This is a genomic window from Mesorhizobium waimense, assembly GCF_003601975.1.
Classification (GTDB): Bacteria; Pseudomonadota; Alphaproteobacteria; order Rhizobiales; family Rhizobiaceae; genus Mesorhizobium; species Mesorhizobium waimense.
This window is the reverse complement of the sequence record NZ_QZWZ01000076.1, coordinates 1-16,453: the sequence shown is the minus strand read 5'-3', so window position 1 is coordinate 16,453 and position 16,453 is coordinate 1. Positions and strand designations below refer to the sequence as shown.

General features: G+C 59.0%; 13 protein-coding genes and 4 pseudogenes. 16 read left to right on the top strand and 1 reads right to left on the bottom strand.

The features are described 5' to 3' along the window. From D3227_RS37820 to D3227_RS37760, 15 genes and pseudogenes are all read left to right on the top strand, one after another. Positions 1-97 (top strand): annotated as a pseudogene (locus D3227_RS37820) (IS5/IS1182 family transposase); the annotation flags it as partial. A 185-nt stretch (positions 98-282) separates the two neighbouring features. Beyond that, positions 283-1,599, top strand: a complete 1,317-nt coding sequence (locus D3227_RS37815; protein WP_120019168.1) for a M28 family metallopeptidase — start codon at positions 283-285, stop codon at positions 1,597-1,599. Positions 1,600-1,610: 11 nt separating this feature from the next. Further along, a complete protein-coding gene (locus D3227_RS37810) occupies positions 1,611-2,054 on the top strand; it encodes a SixA phosphatase family protein (RefSeq protein ID WP_120019167.1) in 444 nt (147 codons plus the stop codon). A gap of 118 nt (positions 2,055-2,172) precedes the next feature. Then, positions 2,173-2,556: pseudogene (locus tag D3227_RS37805) on the top strand (transposase); the annotation flags it as partial. A gap of 467 nt (positions 2,557-3,023) precedes the next feature. After that, complete coding sequence (locus D3227_RS42385; RefSeq protein WP_208646566.1) at positions 3,024-3,560, top strand: tyrosinase family protein; 537 nt, start codon at positions 3,024-3,026, stop codon at positions 3,558-3,560. Beyond that, on the top strand, positions 3,499-4,509 hold the full coding sequence (locus D3227_RS37800; protein ID WP_208646564.1) for a DUF7868 domain-containing protein: 1,011 nt from the start codon (positions 3,499-3,501) through the stop codon (positions 4,507-4,509). The genes D3227_RS42385 and D3227_RS37800 overlap by 62 nt, the downstream gene beginning before the upstream one ends. Positions 4,510-4,525: 16 nt before the next feature. Beyond that, positions 4,526-5,302, top strand: coding sequence for a copper chaperone (locus D3227_RS37795; protein ID WP_120019166.1), 777 nt, complete (start codon positions 4,526-4,528; stop codon positions 5,300-5,302). Positions 5,303-5,312: 10 nt separating this feature from the next. Beyond that, a complete protein-coding gene (locus tag D3227_RS37790; RefSeq protein WP_245452116.1) occupies positions 5,313-7,316 on the top strand; it encodes a hypothetical protein in 2,004 nt (667 codons plus the stop codon). 188 nt (positions 7,317-7,504) lie between these two features. Then, positions 7,505-7,999, top strand: a pseudogene (locus D3227_RS37785) (transposase); the annotation flags it as partial. Beyond that, a pseudogene (locus tag D3227_RS44595) lies at positions 7,999-8,982 on the top strand (Tn3 family transposase). The pseudogenes D3227_RS37785 and D3227_RS44595, both read left to right, overlap by 1 nt. After that, positions 8,961-9,404, top strand: coding sequence for a Tn3 family transposase (locus D3227_RS43960; protein WP_281035045.1), 444 nt, complete (start codon positions 8,961-8,963; stop codon positions 9,402-9,404). Before D3227_RS44595 ends, D3227_RS43960 begins: the two are co-directional and overlap by 22 nt. A gap of 94 nt (positions 9,405-9,498) precedes the next feature. Beyond that, positions 9,499-9,783 carry a hypothetical protein gene (locus tag D3227_RS37775; RefSeq protein ID WP_120019164.1) on the top strand — a complete coding sequence of 95 codons (285 nt, stop codon included), beginning with the start codon at positions 9,499-9,501 and terminating at the stop codon, positions 9,781-9,783. A 184-nt stretch (positions 9,784-9,967) separates the two neighbouring features. Continuing rightward, positions 9,968-11,509 carry a trimethylamine methyltransferase family protein gene (locus tag D3227_RS37770; RefSeq protein ID WP_120019163.1) on the top strand — a complete coding sequence of 514 codons (1,542 nt, stop codon included), beginning with the start codon at positions 9,968-9,970 and terminating at the stop codon, positions 11,507-11,509. A gap of 133 nt (positions 11,510-11,642) precedes the next feature. Further along, positions 11,643-12,341: a corrinoid protein gene (locus D3227_RS37765; RefSeq protein WP_120019162.1), complete on the top strand. Its 699-nt coding sequence runs from the start codon at positions 11,643-11,645 to the stop codon at positions 12,339-12,341. A gap of 29 nt (positions 12,342-12,370) precedes the next feature. Then, positions 12,371-13,378 carry a GlxA family transcriptional regulator gene (locus D3227_RS37760; protein WP_120019161.1) on the top strand — a complete coding sequence of 336 codons (1,008 nt, stop codon included), beginning with the start codon at positions 12,371-12,373 and terminating at the stop codon, positions 13,376-13,378. A 14-nt stretch (positions 13,379-13,392) separates the two neighbouring features. On the opposite strand, the gene D3227_RS37755 is transcribed toward D3227_RS37760, so the two are convergent. Then, complete coding sequence (locus tag D3227_RS37755) at positions 13,393-14,274, bottom strand: LysR substrate-binding domain-containing protein (protein WP_167481046.1); 882 nt, start codon at positions 14,272-14,274, stop codon at positions 13,393-13,395. Positions 14,275-14,651: 377 nt separating this feature from the next. Here D3227_RS37755 and D3227_RS37750 point away from each other — a divergent pair, with 377 nt between their 5' ends. Then, complete coding sequence (locus tag D3227_RS37750; RefSeq protein WP_120019159.1) at positions 14,652-16,304, top strand: ABC transporter substrate-binding protein; 1,653 nt, start codon at positions 14,652-14,654, stop codon at positions 16,302-16,304. The last annotated feature ends 149 nt before the right edge of the window (positions 16,305-16,453 follow it).

Genomic DNA, 16,453 nt, shown 5'->3' with positions numbered 1-16,453 from the left:
GCTGGCAAAGGACTTCGAGCGATCAATCGAATCCGCACAGGCGTGGATCTACATCGCAAACATTCGCATGCTCACCCGAAGGCTCGCAAGGGCATGAAAACACGACGGTCATTCTGATTCAGACACTCAAGCGAAACCGACGTTGTTGCAAACGCGCAACGGATCCTGCCGATTTGATGATCTGGAAAGGTTTTTGCCAGAGCGCGGGATGAGGAAGGTCGTCAACGTCGTTGAAACCTTTGGCGCCTCTTTGGTCGGGCGCTTGGTAGACTGGAGGGCGGAATGACCCTGGTGAAGCTCGCGACGTGCCTGTTGCCGCCCAATCGGGCCGCCGCCCGATCAGTTGCGGCGCACGCCACCCCCAGCGGCGCATCCTCGGTGCAATTCGGCGACCGGCTCGTCTACATTGGCACCGAAGGGCAGTGGGACGGCATTGCGCGCTCTGCGGTCCGTGCCCGCCTCGAATTGCGCGAGCTTCCCGGCTTGATCGAGCTGGAGCGCATGCATGTGGTTATCCAGAAAGGCCGTCTGTTCCAGCGCGAGCACCCTGATGTCCCGGTGCTGGTCGACAAAGGTCGGTATCTGTTGGTCGACATCGATCCTGTCCTGGTGCATCGCATGGCGGACAGGAGGGACCCTTGCTTTTCCGTCCGCGCGCTCGAATCGCTAGACACAGTCGCGAGCGGCCGGGATCGCATCGTCTTCGAAGCGCGCGACAGTGGCGCAGAACGGGCGGGGAGGGCTCCCGACCCTGCCATTCAGGCATTCGTTGACCGGATCTCGCGAGCGACCTACGAGCCTGATCTCGCCGAGCTCGTCGCGCTCCCGACGCGCTTCTCGACGAGCTCCCACTATCAAAAGGCTTGCGACATCGTCGAGCAAAAGCTCGCATCGTTCGGCTATACCACCGCGCGCCAGACGGTCTCCGTTAACGGATCACAGAGCGCGAATGTCATCGCGCGCCGCGCCGGTACCGGCCAGCCACCGCGCGCCACCGTGCTTGTGACAGCGCATCTCGATTCCGTCAATCATGACGGCACCCCCACGTCGCCAGCGCCCGGCGCGGACGATGACGGCAGCGGCAGCGCGGGCGTAATCGAGATCGCCCGCGCGCTGAAGGACCTGACGAGCAGCAGCGATCTCGTTTTCGTTCATTTTGGTGGCGAGGAGCAGGGTCTTTTCGGCAGCAGGCATTTCGTCAGGTCGCTCTCGTCCTCACAGCGATCGAGCGTCCGCGCCGTCGTCAACATGGACATGATCGGCAGACAAAATACGCCTGCTGCGACAGTGTTGCTGGAGGGGCGCACGCTCTCTCAGGCCGTGTTGGCTGGGCTCGCAGCCGCGGCGTCACGCTATACGAGCCTCGCTGTCGAGACTTCGATCAATGCAGCCAACAGCGATCACGTCTCCTTTCTTGACGAGGGAATTCCGGCCGCGCTCACGATCGAAGGGGCCGACAGCACCAACGACGAGATACACAGCGCTCGCGATACGCTCGATCGCATGAATTTTGATCTGGCGCTGGAGATCCTGCGCATGAACACGGCGTTCGTTGCAGGGGCCCTCGGCCAACCGGAGCAGACCGAAGAGCTGGGCTGAGGGAGATATCAATGATAGTTTTTGTTCTGCGCCATGCCGACCGCAATGCGGAGGCTGATGCATTATCGGCCGTCGGCGCGAAGCGGGCCAGGTTGCTGGCAAATATGTTGGCCGAAAGCGGGGTGAGCAAAGCCTTCTGCAGCGATGCGCTGCGCACGCATCAGACGCTCGCGCCGCTGAAGCAAACGCTCGGCGGTCGACTTTCCATTACCGAGTTCTCGGCCGCAGGGCAGAGTGGTCCGGATGGCCACGTCGAGGCCGTTGTGGCAGCCATACAGGCCCTGCCGTCCGATACGATTGCAGTTGCGGTCAGCCATAGCGATACGGTCGGCCCAATCGTTGAAGGGCTTGGCGGCGGCGGGACCGATGCCATTGGCGATACCGAATTCGATAGGCTGCTGGTCCTTTTCATTCCGCCCGACGGCCGCAAAACTCTGCTACAGTTGCGCTACTGAGCACCGTTTCTCTTGGCGGGATGGTTGATGTTGGCGGGAATGATCGCCCATCCGCGCGCTACCTCCTCGCGGACGAATTCGGGGATAGCCCCGCCGAAGGCCTCGCCATCGCGCTTGCCTGATCGCCTTCGACGAGGCTGGAGTCACCTTCCGCTATAAGGACTATCGCCGCGACGGTGTCGAGCGCCAGCGCGCCATGACGCTCTGCGCTGGCGAGTTCATCTGCCGCTTCCTGCTCCATGTCCTGCCGCCCGGCTTCCACCGCATCCGCCACTACGGCCTGCTCGCCGGTTCCGCCCGCAAGGCCAGCCTCGCACTCGCCCGCGAACTGCTGAACGTCGCTCCGCCGCCCGATGAGGACACCCCAGAAGATCCGGCAGACGTCCGCCCGCCTTGCCCTTGCTGCGGTGGACGCATGGTCGTCATCGAGAGGTTCGAACGGTGGTGCCAGTCTCGTGCACCACCTGCCTCAAGAGCGCCGAACCGGGAGAACGCCCCATGACCCGGCATGGCCAAGTTGCTCGTACGACCGCGCCACGCCGGCTTCGGTCAACGGGATGTTATGTGCACGTTGCCGTGGCGCTAGTCGTCACGCACACCAATCCCGTCGGAATCACGTCGACCGGCTCTGCGACCTGGCCCGGAAGCCGCTTCCACGACACGCCTATCGCATCCTGTGCGGAAGTTCGCGACAGGCGCTGGCACACCCCGAAACACAAATCCCCATAGCTCACCGCCTGCGGCCCGCGGGTTCCTGCATGAGAGACTTTCGTACGCCTGACGGCACCCGAAACCCTTATATGGGAATGGTCAACCACAAACGGCATCACGCAAGCGTAGCAAATTAAATCGGAAAGGTGAAGAAAAAGCGATTTCAGGACGAATCCTGCTTTTCATGGTCAAACAAAATATTGAATTTCATTTTATTTTTGCTAGACTTGAGTTCGATCTGTTCTGAGGGGTTGGGTAATGGCTATTCGGCGAGACGCAACAACTCTTGGTGCCGGTTGGAATAAGACGCTAGTCAATTATGCTCTCGCGGTTCGCGCACTGGACCAATTGCCATTCGATGATCGCAACTCCTGGCGCTTTCTGGGGGCGATGCATGGCTTTGACGCACAACTTTGGGAATCGGTCGGATTGCTATCCGACCACGAAAAGATCCCAGCTGACATCAACGGCGACTATCGCAACCAGTGCCAGCACGCGAGCTGGTATTTCGTTGCGTGGCACCGCGGCTATGTTGGCACGTTTGAGGCGATCGTGGCGGCTAAGGTCAAGGAACTGACCGGCGACGACTGGGCGCTGCCCTATTGGAACTACCTCGATTCGACCAATGCCGGTGCGCGCAAACTGCCACAGGCATTTCCTGGCCGACACTATGCCCGACGGTACGGAAAACCCGCTGAAATATTATCGCGGGATAGCGATGCGCGACGCCGCCATGACCGCGATCAAGCCGGGGTCGCGCGACAAGTTCGACCTCGATTCGATGGACGAAGATGATTTTCTGGTCGGCAACCAGGGTGGGATCGGTTTCGGCGGAGGCATTTCGGGTGGGTTCATCCAGTTCGGCAACTGGACCGGAGATCTCGAGCAGAACCCGCATAACATCGTCCACGTGCTGGTGGGCCGAGGCGGCGGCTGGATCGGTAATCCGATCACAGCGGGCGTCGATCCGCTGTTTTGGCTTCACCATTGCAACGTCGACCGGTTGTGGCAAGCTTGGATGGGCGCGCCCGGCAAGCATATGGTCAACGACCCGCGCTGGAACCACGGGCCGGCCGACCGCGCTTTCATCATGCCAGTCGTGGGCGGCAATAAACCGGGTATCAGCTTCGGTGGGCAGGATTGCCTTGCAGGGGGCCTGTTCTTCCCGCAATACGACGATCTCACCAAGGGAACAGGGGTCACTCAAGGAGTTCAAGCCGTGACGCGCGTCAGCATGGGGCCGTCGGAAAGCCAGACAGTTGAAGTGATTGGCGCCAACGCCGGACCTGTCCGGGTGAGCGCTGAGCCTGCCATGACCGAAGTCGCGGTCGACTTGCCGGGGGCCAATGCGGCGGTGTTGTCGATGGGAGTGACCGAGCCAGGCGAGGAAGTCTCGCGGCTCTATCTTGCGCTCGAATCGGTAAAGGGTGACCTCGCGTCAGGCATGCTCGATGTCTACCTTGATCTGCCCGAAGGCGCGAAGCCGGAGGAGCACGCCGAGAAGCATGTCGGCAGCGTGGCGTTGTTCGGTCTCAACGTCGCTTCGAAGCCGGATGGTCCGCACGGCGGCAATGGGCTGAGCTACACCATCGACATCACCGACCAAGCCAAACAGTTCACCGCAGCGGGCTTGGGCAAAGGCCTACTCAAGGTCACGCTGCAGACGCGCGACGGCCATTCGGGTGACGCCACGATCACGGTCGGCCGGTTAAGCCTGCTCAAGCGCACCGGCAAGGTCGGTTGATACGCGGGGCGCGGCAATGACCGGCTTGATCGAGCACTTTCGCCGCCCACCGTGGCCAGCGCTGCTGGGTGTCAGCGCAGCGGGCTACGTGATCTGGCTGTTGGGCTCGATCGGCGTTCTCCCGGCTGCCGTGTGCGTTACCGGCGCAGGAGGTTGGCCCGGTGGCGCTGAACTGTGGGAGGTGGTCGCGGCTACGCTCACGCTCAACGCGCCCGGATCACTGCTGACAGGTTGGAGTATGATGCTTGTGGCGATGATGTCGCCTTTGGTGGCGGCGCCGATTGTGCATGTCCAGCAATCGAGCCTGGCCCGGCGCAGGGCGCGTGCAGTCGCCGGCTTCCTTGTAGGCTATTCGATGGTATGGCTCGCCATGGGCGTCCCGCTCGGATTGCTCGCACTGCAAGCGCAAGCCGCCTTTGGCCCTTCGGCATTCCCGCTTGCCGTCGGAGTGGCATTGATATGGAGCGCGAGCCCCGTGCACCGGCGGTTACTCAATCGCGCCCATCGCTCACGGCCGATCAGCCTGTTCGGCATGCGCGCGGACGGTGATTGCCTTGTCTTCGGAATCGAACACGGCCTGCTGTGTGCCGCCACCTGCTGGGCATGGATGCTGGTGCCCCTGCTGGCCGCAGACTGGCATTTTACGGCGATGCTGGCGACCGGAATCGTCCTGCTGGCCGAGCGGCTGAGCTTGCCCCGGACGGCACAGTGGCGCATGCCCGTGGCCATGTCGCTTGCTCTGCGCCTGCGCGCGCACCTCTTTCCGCTCGTGTTGAACCGGCGTCATGGCTAGGCGTGTCTGCTTGGCGATAGGCGTCGGCATCGTCGACCCGCCCACCCCAGGCTCGGCGATGAAGTTCGGCTATCTCAGCGGTGCCCCGATCGCGGCCAAGAATCTCGGCGAATGGGCCCGCAGCGCCGGCTTCGGCGACGCCAATGTGCGGATCGTGACCGACGAATACATCGGCAACAAGCCCAACCCGGTCACCCGCGAACGGGTTCAGGCCGCGGTGGATGAGCTTTTCCCGGACGCGGCGGAGACGGTCACCCACCTGATCCTCGGGTTCTGCGGCCACGGTCTCACCGATGAGAACATCAAGGCGATTTCCTGGCTGTTCAGCGATTCGCTGGCGCAGAAATACCGGGTCAAGGCAGACCTGTTCTATTCGGAGCTACTCTTGCACGGCATCGAGCGGCTTACCCTGGTCAGCGATGCCTGCCGCGAGGCGCCCAAGGATGTGAATTTGCAGCGGCTCGACGCGGTGCGCGGGATCGTCGTCCAAGGCCAGCAGGTTGACAGCCCGCGGTTCGACAGCTTGGTTGCCTGCCAAGATACCCAGTTGGGGTTCATGGTCGCCGAGCAGAACAATCCGGCCAAACCCGGCAAGTGCGTATTTTCCGGCGTGGTCGCCGACGCCCTGTGGGGAAATGAGCCATCGGCGTTCGACGGCGACCAGATCACGGTGCGCAGCCTGGGCGATTGCCTTCAGGAACGCACGCCCAAAGTGGCCGAAAAGTACCGGCTCAAGCTATTTCCCGACTGCATGACCAACCCGGCGCCGGCGATCCTCTACGATAAGGCCGCAGCACCAGCGGGCCCGCCAGTCCTGCAGGCATGGCCGTCGGTGGGAACTTCATCGGTGATGGGGATGATCGAGGAGGCCGCAGCGGCCCCGGCCGATGCTACTGAGGCGCTCCAGCGGTTCAACACCGACGCCGACTTTCGCGCCGACGTCCTTGGCGCCGGGTATGCGTTGCTGCCCGGCGAAGCGGTCTTCGTGGGCTTGCCCAAAGCGAGCGCTCCGGTCGTGAGAGGGCTCGTCGCGCTTCAGGCCGATCGCGCCGGGTGGGGACCAAAAGCAAAGAGGTTCGAGCGCGGTCTAGTAGGTCGGTTGGCGGCTGAAGCCGCCAAGAGCGCGCGCAACAAGGCAAGCGGCGACGTTGGGCGGAGCTTGAGCCAGCTCCGCACACCGGAGCAAGAAGGCCGCTCGAACCTGATCGTGGCCGAGGCCGGCGCGACCATTTGGTCTCGGCGCGGCGCTGCGCCCGGCACTCGGACCCGCGCACGCGAGGGGTTTCGAGTTCCGGATTCCCCTGCCGGCGCGCCTAATCTCGTCGAACTCTCTGACGGAAGGTTCGTGCCGTGGGTGCCTTATAGCGGGCTCTACACGGTCATGAAGCGCAGTCGGCTGGGCGACGTTTTCCAGGCCTACGGGATGCCGATCCTGGGCATGTCAGCCAACTTCACGAGCGGGGTCCGGACGATGGCAGACTTCGCGTCGGGCCAGATCGTGCCGGGGGACGTGGCTCAGCTCGCCGCCGGATTGCGCGACAGCAAGCACCGCGATCCGGTGCTGGGGGTGATCTGCGCCTATCTCTATCGCGCCGTGGCGGACTTCGACAACATCCGGCGGATGGGATATTACTACGTATACAATGCGCAGCCGATCCCGTTCGACATCGTGCTCCTCGGCGAAATGAAGGTCGTGCGAGCGGCCGGTGGCGGGTTCACCGTTCACGTTCCAGCGGTGAAAGAGGGAGACGAGTACGCCGAAAGGGGGCTGCCAACCTATGCATTTGCGCAGACGCCAGCCGTCACAGGGACGGTAGGGGGATGGTGCCCATGGCTTGGCATTGGTTGGGACTATGTCGGGGAACCGCGCCAAGACTGGGCGGTGCTGGTTGAAGGCCTCGCCGAGCTGGCAAGCAAGGTCCATCGTCGCGGTTTTACCTGGCTGCCGAAGCAGCAGGGACGTATGTTGGCGCGGCAATGGGGGCTCGGGGCTCCGATGCGTCATAGAGGGTAGTGACCGCTGCAGCCTCGGGTTTGTTACATGGTCAGTATGGCGGCTTTGCGTGAGTGGTAGTTTCGGAGCTGTTCTTCCGCAAACCGCCCGAAGCGAAACTTCGAAAACGGACTGACCGCTCCCGGTCCTGGCTGTGTGAAAACGTGCGAGTCAGGTAGGATTCTCTCGTGGGGACGCGGGAGGATTGGATGGGTCGTTTTGTCGAGGGGGCCGATCGCTCGCAGCTCTGTTTCCTTCCCGAATGTCTCGAGGACTGGGTGGATGAGGACAACCCGGTTCAGGTGATCGAGGCCTTTGTCGAGGCGTTGGACCTGCCGGCGCTCGGCTTCGACGGTGCGACGCCGGCGAATACGGGCCGGCCGGCCTACCATCCCGCCGTGCTGCTCAAGCTCTACATCTACGGCTATCTTAACCGGGTGCAGTCGAGCCGACGGCTCGAGCGCGAGGCTGGGCGCAACGTCGAGCTGATGTGGCTTCTCGGCCGGTTGGCTCCCGATCACAAGACGATCGCCGACTTCCGCAAGGACAATGGCCGTGCCCTGCGCCAGGTCTGCGTTCGCTTCGTTGCTCTTTGCCGCCAGATGGGCCTGCTCGCCGGCGGCACGGTCGTGGTGGATGGGAGCAAGTTCAAGGCGGTTAACAACCGGGACAGGAACTTCACCCACGCCAAGATGGCGCGTCGATGAAGGAGGAGGATCGCCTCGGACTCGGCGTCCAAGGTGATGGCGCGCAGTGGCTCGCCGAAGCGCGGCAGATGCTAGATTTCAATCTGAAGCGCCTGGCGCACAGAGCACGGTCCGGGAAGCTCGAAGGTGTTCGTCTTGAAGCCGGTACACTGACCGTCACGCCGACCGCCGGCGAAGTCCCTGCTGCCGCCGAGGAATTTAATGCCGGGATCAGAGATATGTATCCAATGGTTGAGGTGCCAGACCTCTTGAGGGAAGTGCACAATTGGACTGGTTTTCCGACCACTTCACGCATGTCCGCACAGGCGACATCCCACGAAATGTCTCAGCCATTCTGCCCGGCGTGCTGGCCGAAGCGAATGGCGAGCGCATCCAAGGACATCAGCGCTCACCAGATCGGATGGATGAGAACCTTCCACGCCCGATCGGAGACCTATCGCGCGGCGCAAACATGCATCACCGATGCGCACACCCGGCATCCGCATTCTCGACTTTGGGGGAACAACTTCATCGTCCGATGGCCAATTTTTCCGCGCGAGCGACCGAGCCGCAAAACGCGGCGACATCAATTTACATTACGGCAGCGAACCAGCCTCGAAGTTCTATAGCCATCTGTCAGATCAGTACGGCTACTTCAGCATTCTGCGCATCAGCCCGACCGAAAGCGAGGCGGCCCATGTGCTGGACGGTCTGTTCGATCAGGACACGATCCCAACATCCAGGAATACTTTACCGATACGGGCCGAGCGAGGGATCACGTCTTCGGACTGTTCGCCCTGATCGGCAAACGCTTCGCTCTGCGGTTGCGCAACCTCAAGGACCGGAAGTTCCACACGTTCGAAAAAGGCGATGCATATCCGACGCTGTCGAACCACATTGGCGCGCCGTTCAACACCGCGTTGATCCTTTACATTGGGACGATCTGCTCGATCTGGCGGCGTCGATCACGACACGATCCGTGGTGCCATCAACAATCCTGAAGAAGCTATCAGCATCACCGAAGGAAAGCCAACTTGCCAGAGCTCTACGCGAACTCGGTCGGATCGAACGGTCCCTCTTCATGATCGAGTGGTATTCAAGTCCGGCATTGCTCCGGCGCTGCCAAGCCGGTCTCAACAAGGCCGAGGCGGCGCACAAACTTAAGCGCGCGGTCTTCTTCCACGAGCGCGGCGAAATCCGTGATCGATCGTTCGAGTGCCAGGCGTTCCGCGCTTCCGGTCTCAACCTCGTCGTCAGCGCAATCGTACACTGGAATACGGTCTATATCGAACGGGCCATCACCCACTTACGCAAAATGCAGCGAGATTCCGGATCGCCTGCTCAAGCACGTCTCGCCGCTGAGCTGGGAACGCATCAATCTGACCGGCATCTACACCTGGGATGCAGAACATCAGATGCCTGAAGGCTTCCAGTCGCTCAGACTTCCGACTCGGTTACGCCACGCCGCCTGACGTTCACGCTTCGTTTGATCCTTAGCGTGTCGCTGGGAACAGTTCTTGTTCCAACCCGAGATCCCTTCACTTCGGGAGGAGCTCAGTGATTCCCGGACGCTGCTCAAGAAGGGGTTCGGGGTGAAGTCTCGCGCGCTCGGCCTGGAGCGGCAGATCGCCGCCGACCAAGGTGATGCCGAGGCGAACCGGGCGCGCATCGAAAGCCTGCGGCAGCAGATCGCGGAGGCCGAGGCTCAGATCGATAATGTCCGCGCCACGCAGGTAGAGACGGCCTCAGAGGATCTTCGCGAAGTTCAGATCAAGGCTCGGAGCTCGAGAAGGCGCTGTTGAAGACCGGTGCAAGTGCGAAGCGCATATCATCCGCTTTGATATAAGTCATACTTATCTCAGAACGCGTCTTTTTCAGATTTCTTCTGCAATAGGGACCCCCTATTATCAGCGGAACCTAAAGGTTGGTCTTCACATAAGCCGTATGTGACCGACCGGTTGGAAACAGCAGAAGCAGGATTCTATTATGTCAGCGATCGACTCCCCTGCAACGCGCCGCCGTGGTGGCCGTACATCGCTTATGGCTGCCCGAGGGGCCGAAAAGACTCCGCGTCTATCGACCATTAACTACGCTATCAAGCCAGTAGAGGCCGTTAGTGCCGATCAACTCGAACGCATTCATCTAGCCTCCCTCGCAATTCTGCGTGAAATCGGCATTGATTTCCGAGATGAGACCGCCCTTCGGCAGTGGCGCGAAGTGGGCGCCGATGTGCGGGGCGAGCGGGTCCATTTAGAGCCTGACATGATTATGGGTCTGATCTCTAAAGCACCGCGCAGCTTTGAACTGAGATCCCGCGATCCCGATCAGCGCGTTACCATATCACAAGAGACATTGACCTTTGGCACTATGCAGGGGGCCCCAAATGTTCGGGACGTCAACGGCGTCCGAAGGTCGTCGACCATGGAAGATCTTCGGGACGTCAACCGGCTGACGCAGATGCTTCCAGGCTTTCACGTGGCTGGCGGCTTCACATGCGAACCCACGGACATCGCCGTTCCGTGGCGCCATCTTCACATTAATCGTTCGAGCCTCGTCGAGACGAACTTGCCATACTTCGGTCTGACCACAGGACAGCAACGAGCGGAGGACTCGATTGCCATGGCTCGGATCGCCTATGGCGAAGAGTTCATGAAGTCCAATGCTGTCATAATCGGGCAGATATCAGGCAACTCGCCGCTCGTTTGGGATGCGACCATGCTTGAGGGCCTACGGGTTTATGCCGAGGCAAATCAGGTCGTCTTACTGTCTCCTTTCGTGCTCGGTGCGGCAAACACGCCTGCGGATGTTGCGGCTACCGCCGCTCAGCTAAACGCCGAGGCGCTGGCAGGGCTGGCTTATACGCAGCTCGCAGTTCCCGGCACCAAGATGATTTACGGACAGTATTCTGTCTCGGTGTCGATGCGCAGTGGAGCGCCTATGTCGGGCATGCCTGAAGTTTCACTGCTGAACGTGCTGGTGGGGCAATTGGCCAGGCGATACGGCATTCCCTGGAGAACGACTGCGTCGCAGTCCTCGGCGAAGACCTTTGATCCTCAGTCAGGTTACGAATCGGCGATTGCCTATATGTCCGGCGCTACAGCCAAGTCGAATCTCTTCTTGCATGCTGGTGGCTGGGACGAAGCTGGGCTGGTCTGTTGCCTGGCCAAGTTCGTAGCCGATGCCGAGCAAAACCTGCTGATCGCGAAGTATGCCCAAGGTGTCTCGTTCGATCATTTTGATGACGCTTTAGAAGCGATCCGCCGGATCGGTCCGGGAGGGCACTATCTTGGCGATGCTTTCACTCTCAAGCGCTTTAAGGAAGCTTTCATATCTCCGGAGCTCCTGGATTATTTGAGTTACGAGCAGTGGAAGGCTAAAGGCTCAAAAGATATGGCCCAACGCTGCCGTGAGAAAGCGAAGGCCACGCTGGAAAGTTATGAACCGCCTCAAATCGATGTGGCGGTACGCGAAGAATTGGACGCATTCGTTGCAAAGCGCCAAAACGAGATATCGCCCAGCCTGGCTTGAACCTATTTGAAGGGCCCCTTTGATGAGGTTTTGAACGCCTGTTTCGATCTCCCAAGCTGCAGGCGTACCCTGCGGGCACCCGCGGGGTGGGTGCCCGCAGTTTAAAACACAGTATACATTCCCGGGTGAGACCATGTCTGACGAACAAATCTTTCTTTCCGAGCTTTCCGACGACGAGTTGGTGCAGCAGATGCACGACGACCTTTATGACGGGTTGAAGGAAGAGATCGAGGAAGGCACCCACATCCTGCTCGAGCGCGGCTGGGCGCCCTACAAGGTGCTGACCGAGGCGCTGGTCGAGGGCATGCGCATCGTCGGCGAGGATTTTCGCGACGGCATCCTGTTTGTTCCTGAGGTGCTGTTGTCGGCCAATGCCATGAAGGCCGGCATGTTCATCCTGCGCCCGCTGCTTGCCGCCACCGGCGCGCCGAAGCAGGGCAAGATGGTGATCGGCACCGTCAAGGGCGACATCCACGACATCGGCAAGAACCTCGTCGGCATGATGATGGAAGGCGCTGGCTTCGACGTGATCGATCTCGGCATCAATAACGCGGTGGAAAAATACATGGCGGCACTGGAAGAGCATCAGCCCGACATCATCGGCATGTCGGCGCTGCTCACCACCACCATGCCCTACATGAAGGTCGTCATCGACACGATGAAGGAAAAGGGCATTCGCGACGACTATGTCGTTCTCGTCGGTGGCGCACCGCTCAATGAGGAATTCGGCAAGGCTGTCGGCGCCGACGCCTATTGCCGCGACGCAGCGGTGGCGGTTGAAACCGCGAAGGACTTCATGAAACGAAGGCATAACACTCGGTCGGACCGGTAATTGGTCGCAACTTCAAGCCGAGAGTTCCAATGAATGTTCATTCGAACGCACGATTCGTGAGCTCAGGCGTTCTCGCGGTCGAGGCTGCGTGCCAAGAACTACCTAACGTCGCCATACTGATTGTGCCGGGCTTCTCGAATCTGGCCCTGGGCGCGTTTATAGAGCCGTTAAGCGTGGCAAACTCGCTGATTGGACGTGAGGTTTTTCGCTGGAGAGTGATGAGCCTTAACGGCAAGTCCGTTGTCAGCGCGAGCGGTATTGTGGTTGAGCCCGCAGGAAACTTGGCCGATTTGAATCGCGATCAGACGTATGACCATTTTGTTGTTTTTGCAGGCCAGGCAATAGATCGACGAGTTTTGCCCGAGCTAAATCTCGCTCTACGTAGCGTTGCTCGTCGAAATATTAGGATTACCGCTATTGGTACGGCGACATGGCTCCTCGCACATGCCGGCCTGCTGAAGGACACCCGCTGCACTATCCATTGGTCACAAATGGCGGCTTTTTCCGAAACCTTTAAAGATACAAATATGTGTAATGCCCTTTTCGTAAGGGGCGAGAAATTCTCTACGTGTGCCGGCGAACTGGCCGCATTTGACTTCGCATTGGACCTGATGAGCCGTCACATCAGTGCTGACGTGTGCAAGGACGTATGTCGTTATGCGACTGCAGTCACCCGCCGTTCCGGACACGACCGTCAAACGACCCCGGCTGGTCTTGCGGTCGCCGGCGTAAGTACGAAACTGGCTGCTGCGATCAATCTGATGGAGGATAACATCGAATTCCCTCTAGATCTCGCGAAGCTCTCAAAGCTATGCAAAATTTCCACCCGACAGCTCGAACGTTTGTTTATGGAGCACGTCGGCAGTTCCCCCGCAAAGCATTACAGACGCATCAGACTTGAACATGCGCGCCGACTGGTAGAAGGAACGAGCCTAAGCCTCACAGAGATCGCGATAGCCTGTGGCTTTATGTCGGCATCGCATTTCTCGAAGTGCTTCCGAGAAATGTATGGAGCCGCTCCTAGCCATTGCCGATAGGTGCCGGTCTGATGCTACGGAGGTCCATGCGAACGGTGCACCTTCGATTGAGCGAGAACCCAATCGAGCAGCTTTTTGGTTTTTTCGCTCTCACCGATGCGGTCGTTGGCAACGAGGAAAAAAGCCCGACCGGTTTCGATCTGATGCGGCAAAGGGCGAATGAGACTTCCGTTATCCAAATGAAAACGATTGGTGAAGGACCAGCCTAATGCTACGCCTTCGCCCAACAGGGCCGCCTGAATGCCCAGTTGATAATCAGTAAAAACTATATCCCGCCGAATTTGACTCGGATCTCCACCGGCAAGCTCGATCCATTCAGACCAGCTCATGCGCTTGCGATGAGCGTCGGATGAATGAATAAGTTGATGGTGATTGAGGTCCTCAATGGTGTGCAATTGCGGATGCGCCGCCAAGTAGGCTGGTGAGCACACAGGAAAGATCACTTCGTCGCTGATAAACCAAGTATTGGCTTGGTTAAAATCCCGTTTTCGTATCCAAATTGTCACGTCAATCTCATGATCCGGCTCGACGTCCCTGTCAGTTACAACGATTTTGAGCCTGATATCCGGGTGAATCTGCTGGAAATGATATACCTGTGGTGCCAGCCAGTGCGCTGCAAGCGTTGTCGACGCCGCAAAACTGAGGTACTTCGTACCCCGTTCTGAGATATTCTCAAGTGTTTGCTCGATACGTCGAAATCCAGCCCGCACGTCGTCGTATAATTCGGCGCCCGCTTCAGTTAGCCGGACGCCTCGGTTGTCTCTTATAAAGAGTATAACTTTGCAGTGCTTTTCCATGGTCTTGATTGCCAGGGATACGCTCGGTTGCGTTACGTTCAATTCCATGGCGGCGCGCTTGAAGCTGAGCGTGCGGGCTGCAGCCTCGAAAACAAACAACGAATGTGTGGACGGAACCAGGGATCGTAACTTCGACATTAAGTATGTATATATCAACTCCAGCTTGGTTGGCTATTATCCTTGGTGCCTATCAGCGGAACTCAACCCAAAAAGGGGAGGCTCATCGGCCCTCCGCCTTCTGTGTGCCTGGGTGTGAGGACCAGTGTTCTGGCGACTTAAAAATCGTGGTATAAGTGTCACTTATATCAACCTATATCTTTTCCGGCTACAGCAGCATGCAATCCAATCTTAAGCTTCGCGAAGGTGTCCGCGCGTATGGGCTGTATTCCAGAGCCATATCGGTGGGGCCCGAAACCCCTTGTTCCGTTGATCGCGGTCCAGGTGGTCATCACCAGCCATATCACTCGGAGGTTCGGATGAAATTCTTCAATAGAAAGGGGAAAGCCCTTCCCAAGTCGCTGGAGCGTCTCGCTGAAGAGACAAAACACGGGAAAATGGATCGGCGAGAGTTCCTAGCGCTCGCTTCAATCTTCGGCGCGTCAACAGCAGTAGCGTATTCCATGCTCGGCGACGTGCCGGCCGCACACGCAGATGAGGCGGCGAAAAAGGGTGGGAAGTTGAGGGTCGCAATGCTGGTCTACGGATCGAAGGATCCTCGCGTTAGTGACTCTCCCGAGCTCGGTAACGTCCTTCGCCAATTCTTGGAGCCGTTGGCCAGATATACAAAAGAATTCACGTTCGAGCCGGCCCTCTTGGAGAGCTGGGACGTCAATGATGCTGCGACGGAATACGTTTTGCATGTGCGCAAAGGCGTCAAATGGAACAATGGTGACGATTTTACCGCTGATGACGTAGTGTTCAACCTTAGGCGCTGGTGCGAAAAGGATGTCCCGGGGAACTCTATGGCTGGGCGAATGGCGCGGCTCATCGACGAAAATACTGGGAAGGCAAAGGACGGATCGATCACCAAAGTCGATGATTATACAGTCAAGCTCACGCTCCAGAAGCCCGATATCACCATTATCGCCGGGTTCACGGATTATCCCGGGCTCATTGTTCATCGCGATTTTGAGAAAAACGGGTCTGAGATCCAGACGCACCCTGTCGGCACCGGCCCGTTCGAATTGGTTTCATGGGACGTTGGCCAAAGTGCAGTGTTCAAGCGTCGGGCGGGCGGAAACTGGTGGGGCGGCGAAGTCTTCTTGGACGAGGTTCACTTGATCGACTATGGAACCGACCCGTCGGCCGTTTCCAGCGCTTTCGACTCAGGGGAGGTCGACGCGAACTATCAAACCTATCCCGGCCACATCAAAGAGTTTGAGAGTATGGGTTTGGTAACGTCCGAAGCCAAGACGGCGACCACCGTTATATGCCGTACCAAAGTTACAAATAAGCCTTACGACGATCGGCGCGTACGCAAAGCTCTGCAACTGGCGGTCGACAACAATACTGTGCTGCAGATTGCATACAACGGCCTAGGTACCGTTGCCGCAAACTATCACGTCGCGCCGCTACATCCGGAGTATTATCCGCTTCCGCAGAAGAAACGTGATGTGGAAGCTGCCAAGCGACTGATGGCCGAAGCCGGCCATGCGGATTTTGAGCACGAAATTATCAGTCCCGATGCCGATTGGATCAAGGACACGGGCGACGCGATCGCAGCACAGTTCCGCGAGGCGGGCTTTAAGATAAAGCGAACCGTTCTGCCTGCCAGCACTTTCTATAACGACTGGTCGAAGTACCCGATGTCGGCAACCAACTGGAACCACCGACCGTTGGGAGTCCAAGTGCTGGAACTTGCCTATCGAAGCGGTGCGGCATGGAACGAGACGTCATGGTCCAATCCGCAGTTCGACGAGAAATTGGATGCGGCCTTGGCAGTGACGGATCCCGCTAGGCGAAAAGATATCATGAAGGACCTGGAATCGATTTTGCAAGAGTCAGGAATCCTCATCCAACCTTACTGGCTCTCGGTGTTTCGCCATTCCACCAACAAAGTAAAAAACTACTCCATGCACCCCACTTTCGATATCGAGCTTGGGAAAGTGTGGCTGGACAACCCCGCCTAACCAACAGCGTGGTCTAAGCGGAGGGCTTCAAAAGCAGCCCTCCGCTCATAGAGGTTTGGTCGGTCTCATCACCGCCCACTAAAATTCCTGCGACCGTCGGCAGCGCGGTTGTCAATCGGCCAATGCGATATTATGCCTGGTATTAGTTC

Excerpts from the sequence above, each read along its gene's own strand:
- D3227_RS37815 (WP_120019168.1), top strand. The coding sequence starts at position 283 with ATGACCCTGGTGAAGCTCGCGACGTGCCTGTTGCCGCCCAATCGGGCC.
- D3227_RS37810 (WP_120019167.1), top strand. The coding sequence starts at position 1,611 with ATGATAGTTTTTGTTCTGCGCCATGCCGACCGCAATGCGGAGGCTGAT.
- D3227_RS42385 (WP_208646566.1), top strand. The coding sequence starts at position 3,024 with ATGGCTATTCGGCGAGACGCAACAACTCTTGGTGCCGGTTGGAATAAG.
- D3227_RS37800 (WP_208646564.1), top strand. The coding sequence starts at position 3,499 with ATGACCGCGATCAAGCCGGGGTCGCGCGACAAGTTCGACCTCGATTCG.
- D3227_RS37795 (WP_120019166.1), top strand. The coding sequence starts at position 4,526 with ATGACCGGCTTGATCGAGCACTTTCGCCGCCCACCGTGGCCAGCGCTG.
- D3227_RS37770 (WP_120019163.1), top strand. The coding sequence starts at position 9,968 with ATGTCAGCGATCGACTCCCCTGCAACGCGCCGCCGTGGTGGCCGTACA.
- D3227_RS37765 (WP_120019162.1), top strand. The coding sequence starts at position 11,643 with ATGTCTGACGAACAAATCTTTCTTTCCGAGCTTTCCGACGACGAGTTG.
- D3227_RS37760 (WP_120019161.1), top strand. The coding sequence starts at position 12,371 with ATGAATGTTCATTCGAACGCACGATTCGTGAGCTCAGGCGTTCTCGCG.
- D3227_RS37750 (WP_120019159.1), top strand. The coding sequence starts at position 14,652 with ATGAAATTCTTCAATAGAAAGGGGAAAGCCCTTCCCAAGTCGCTGGAG.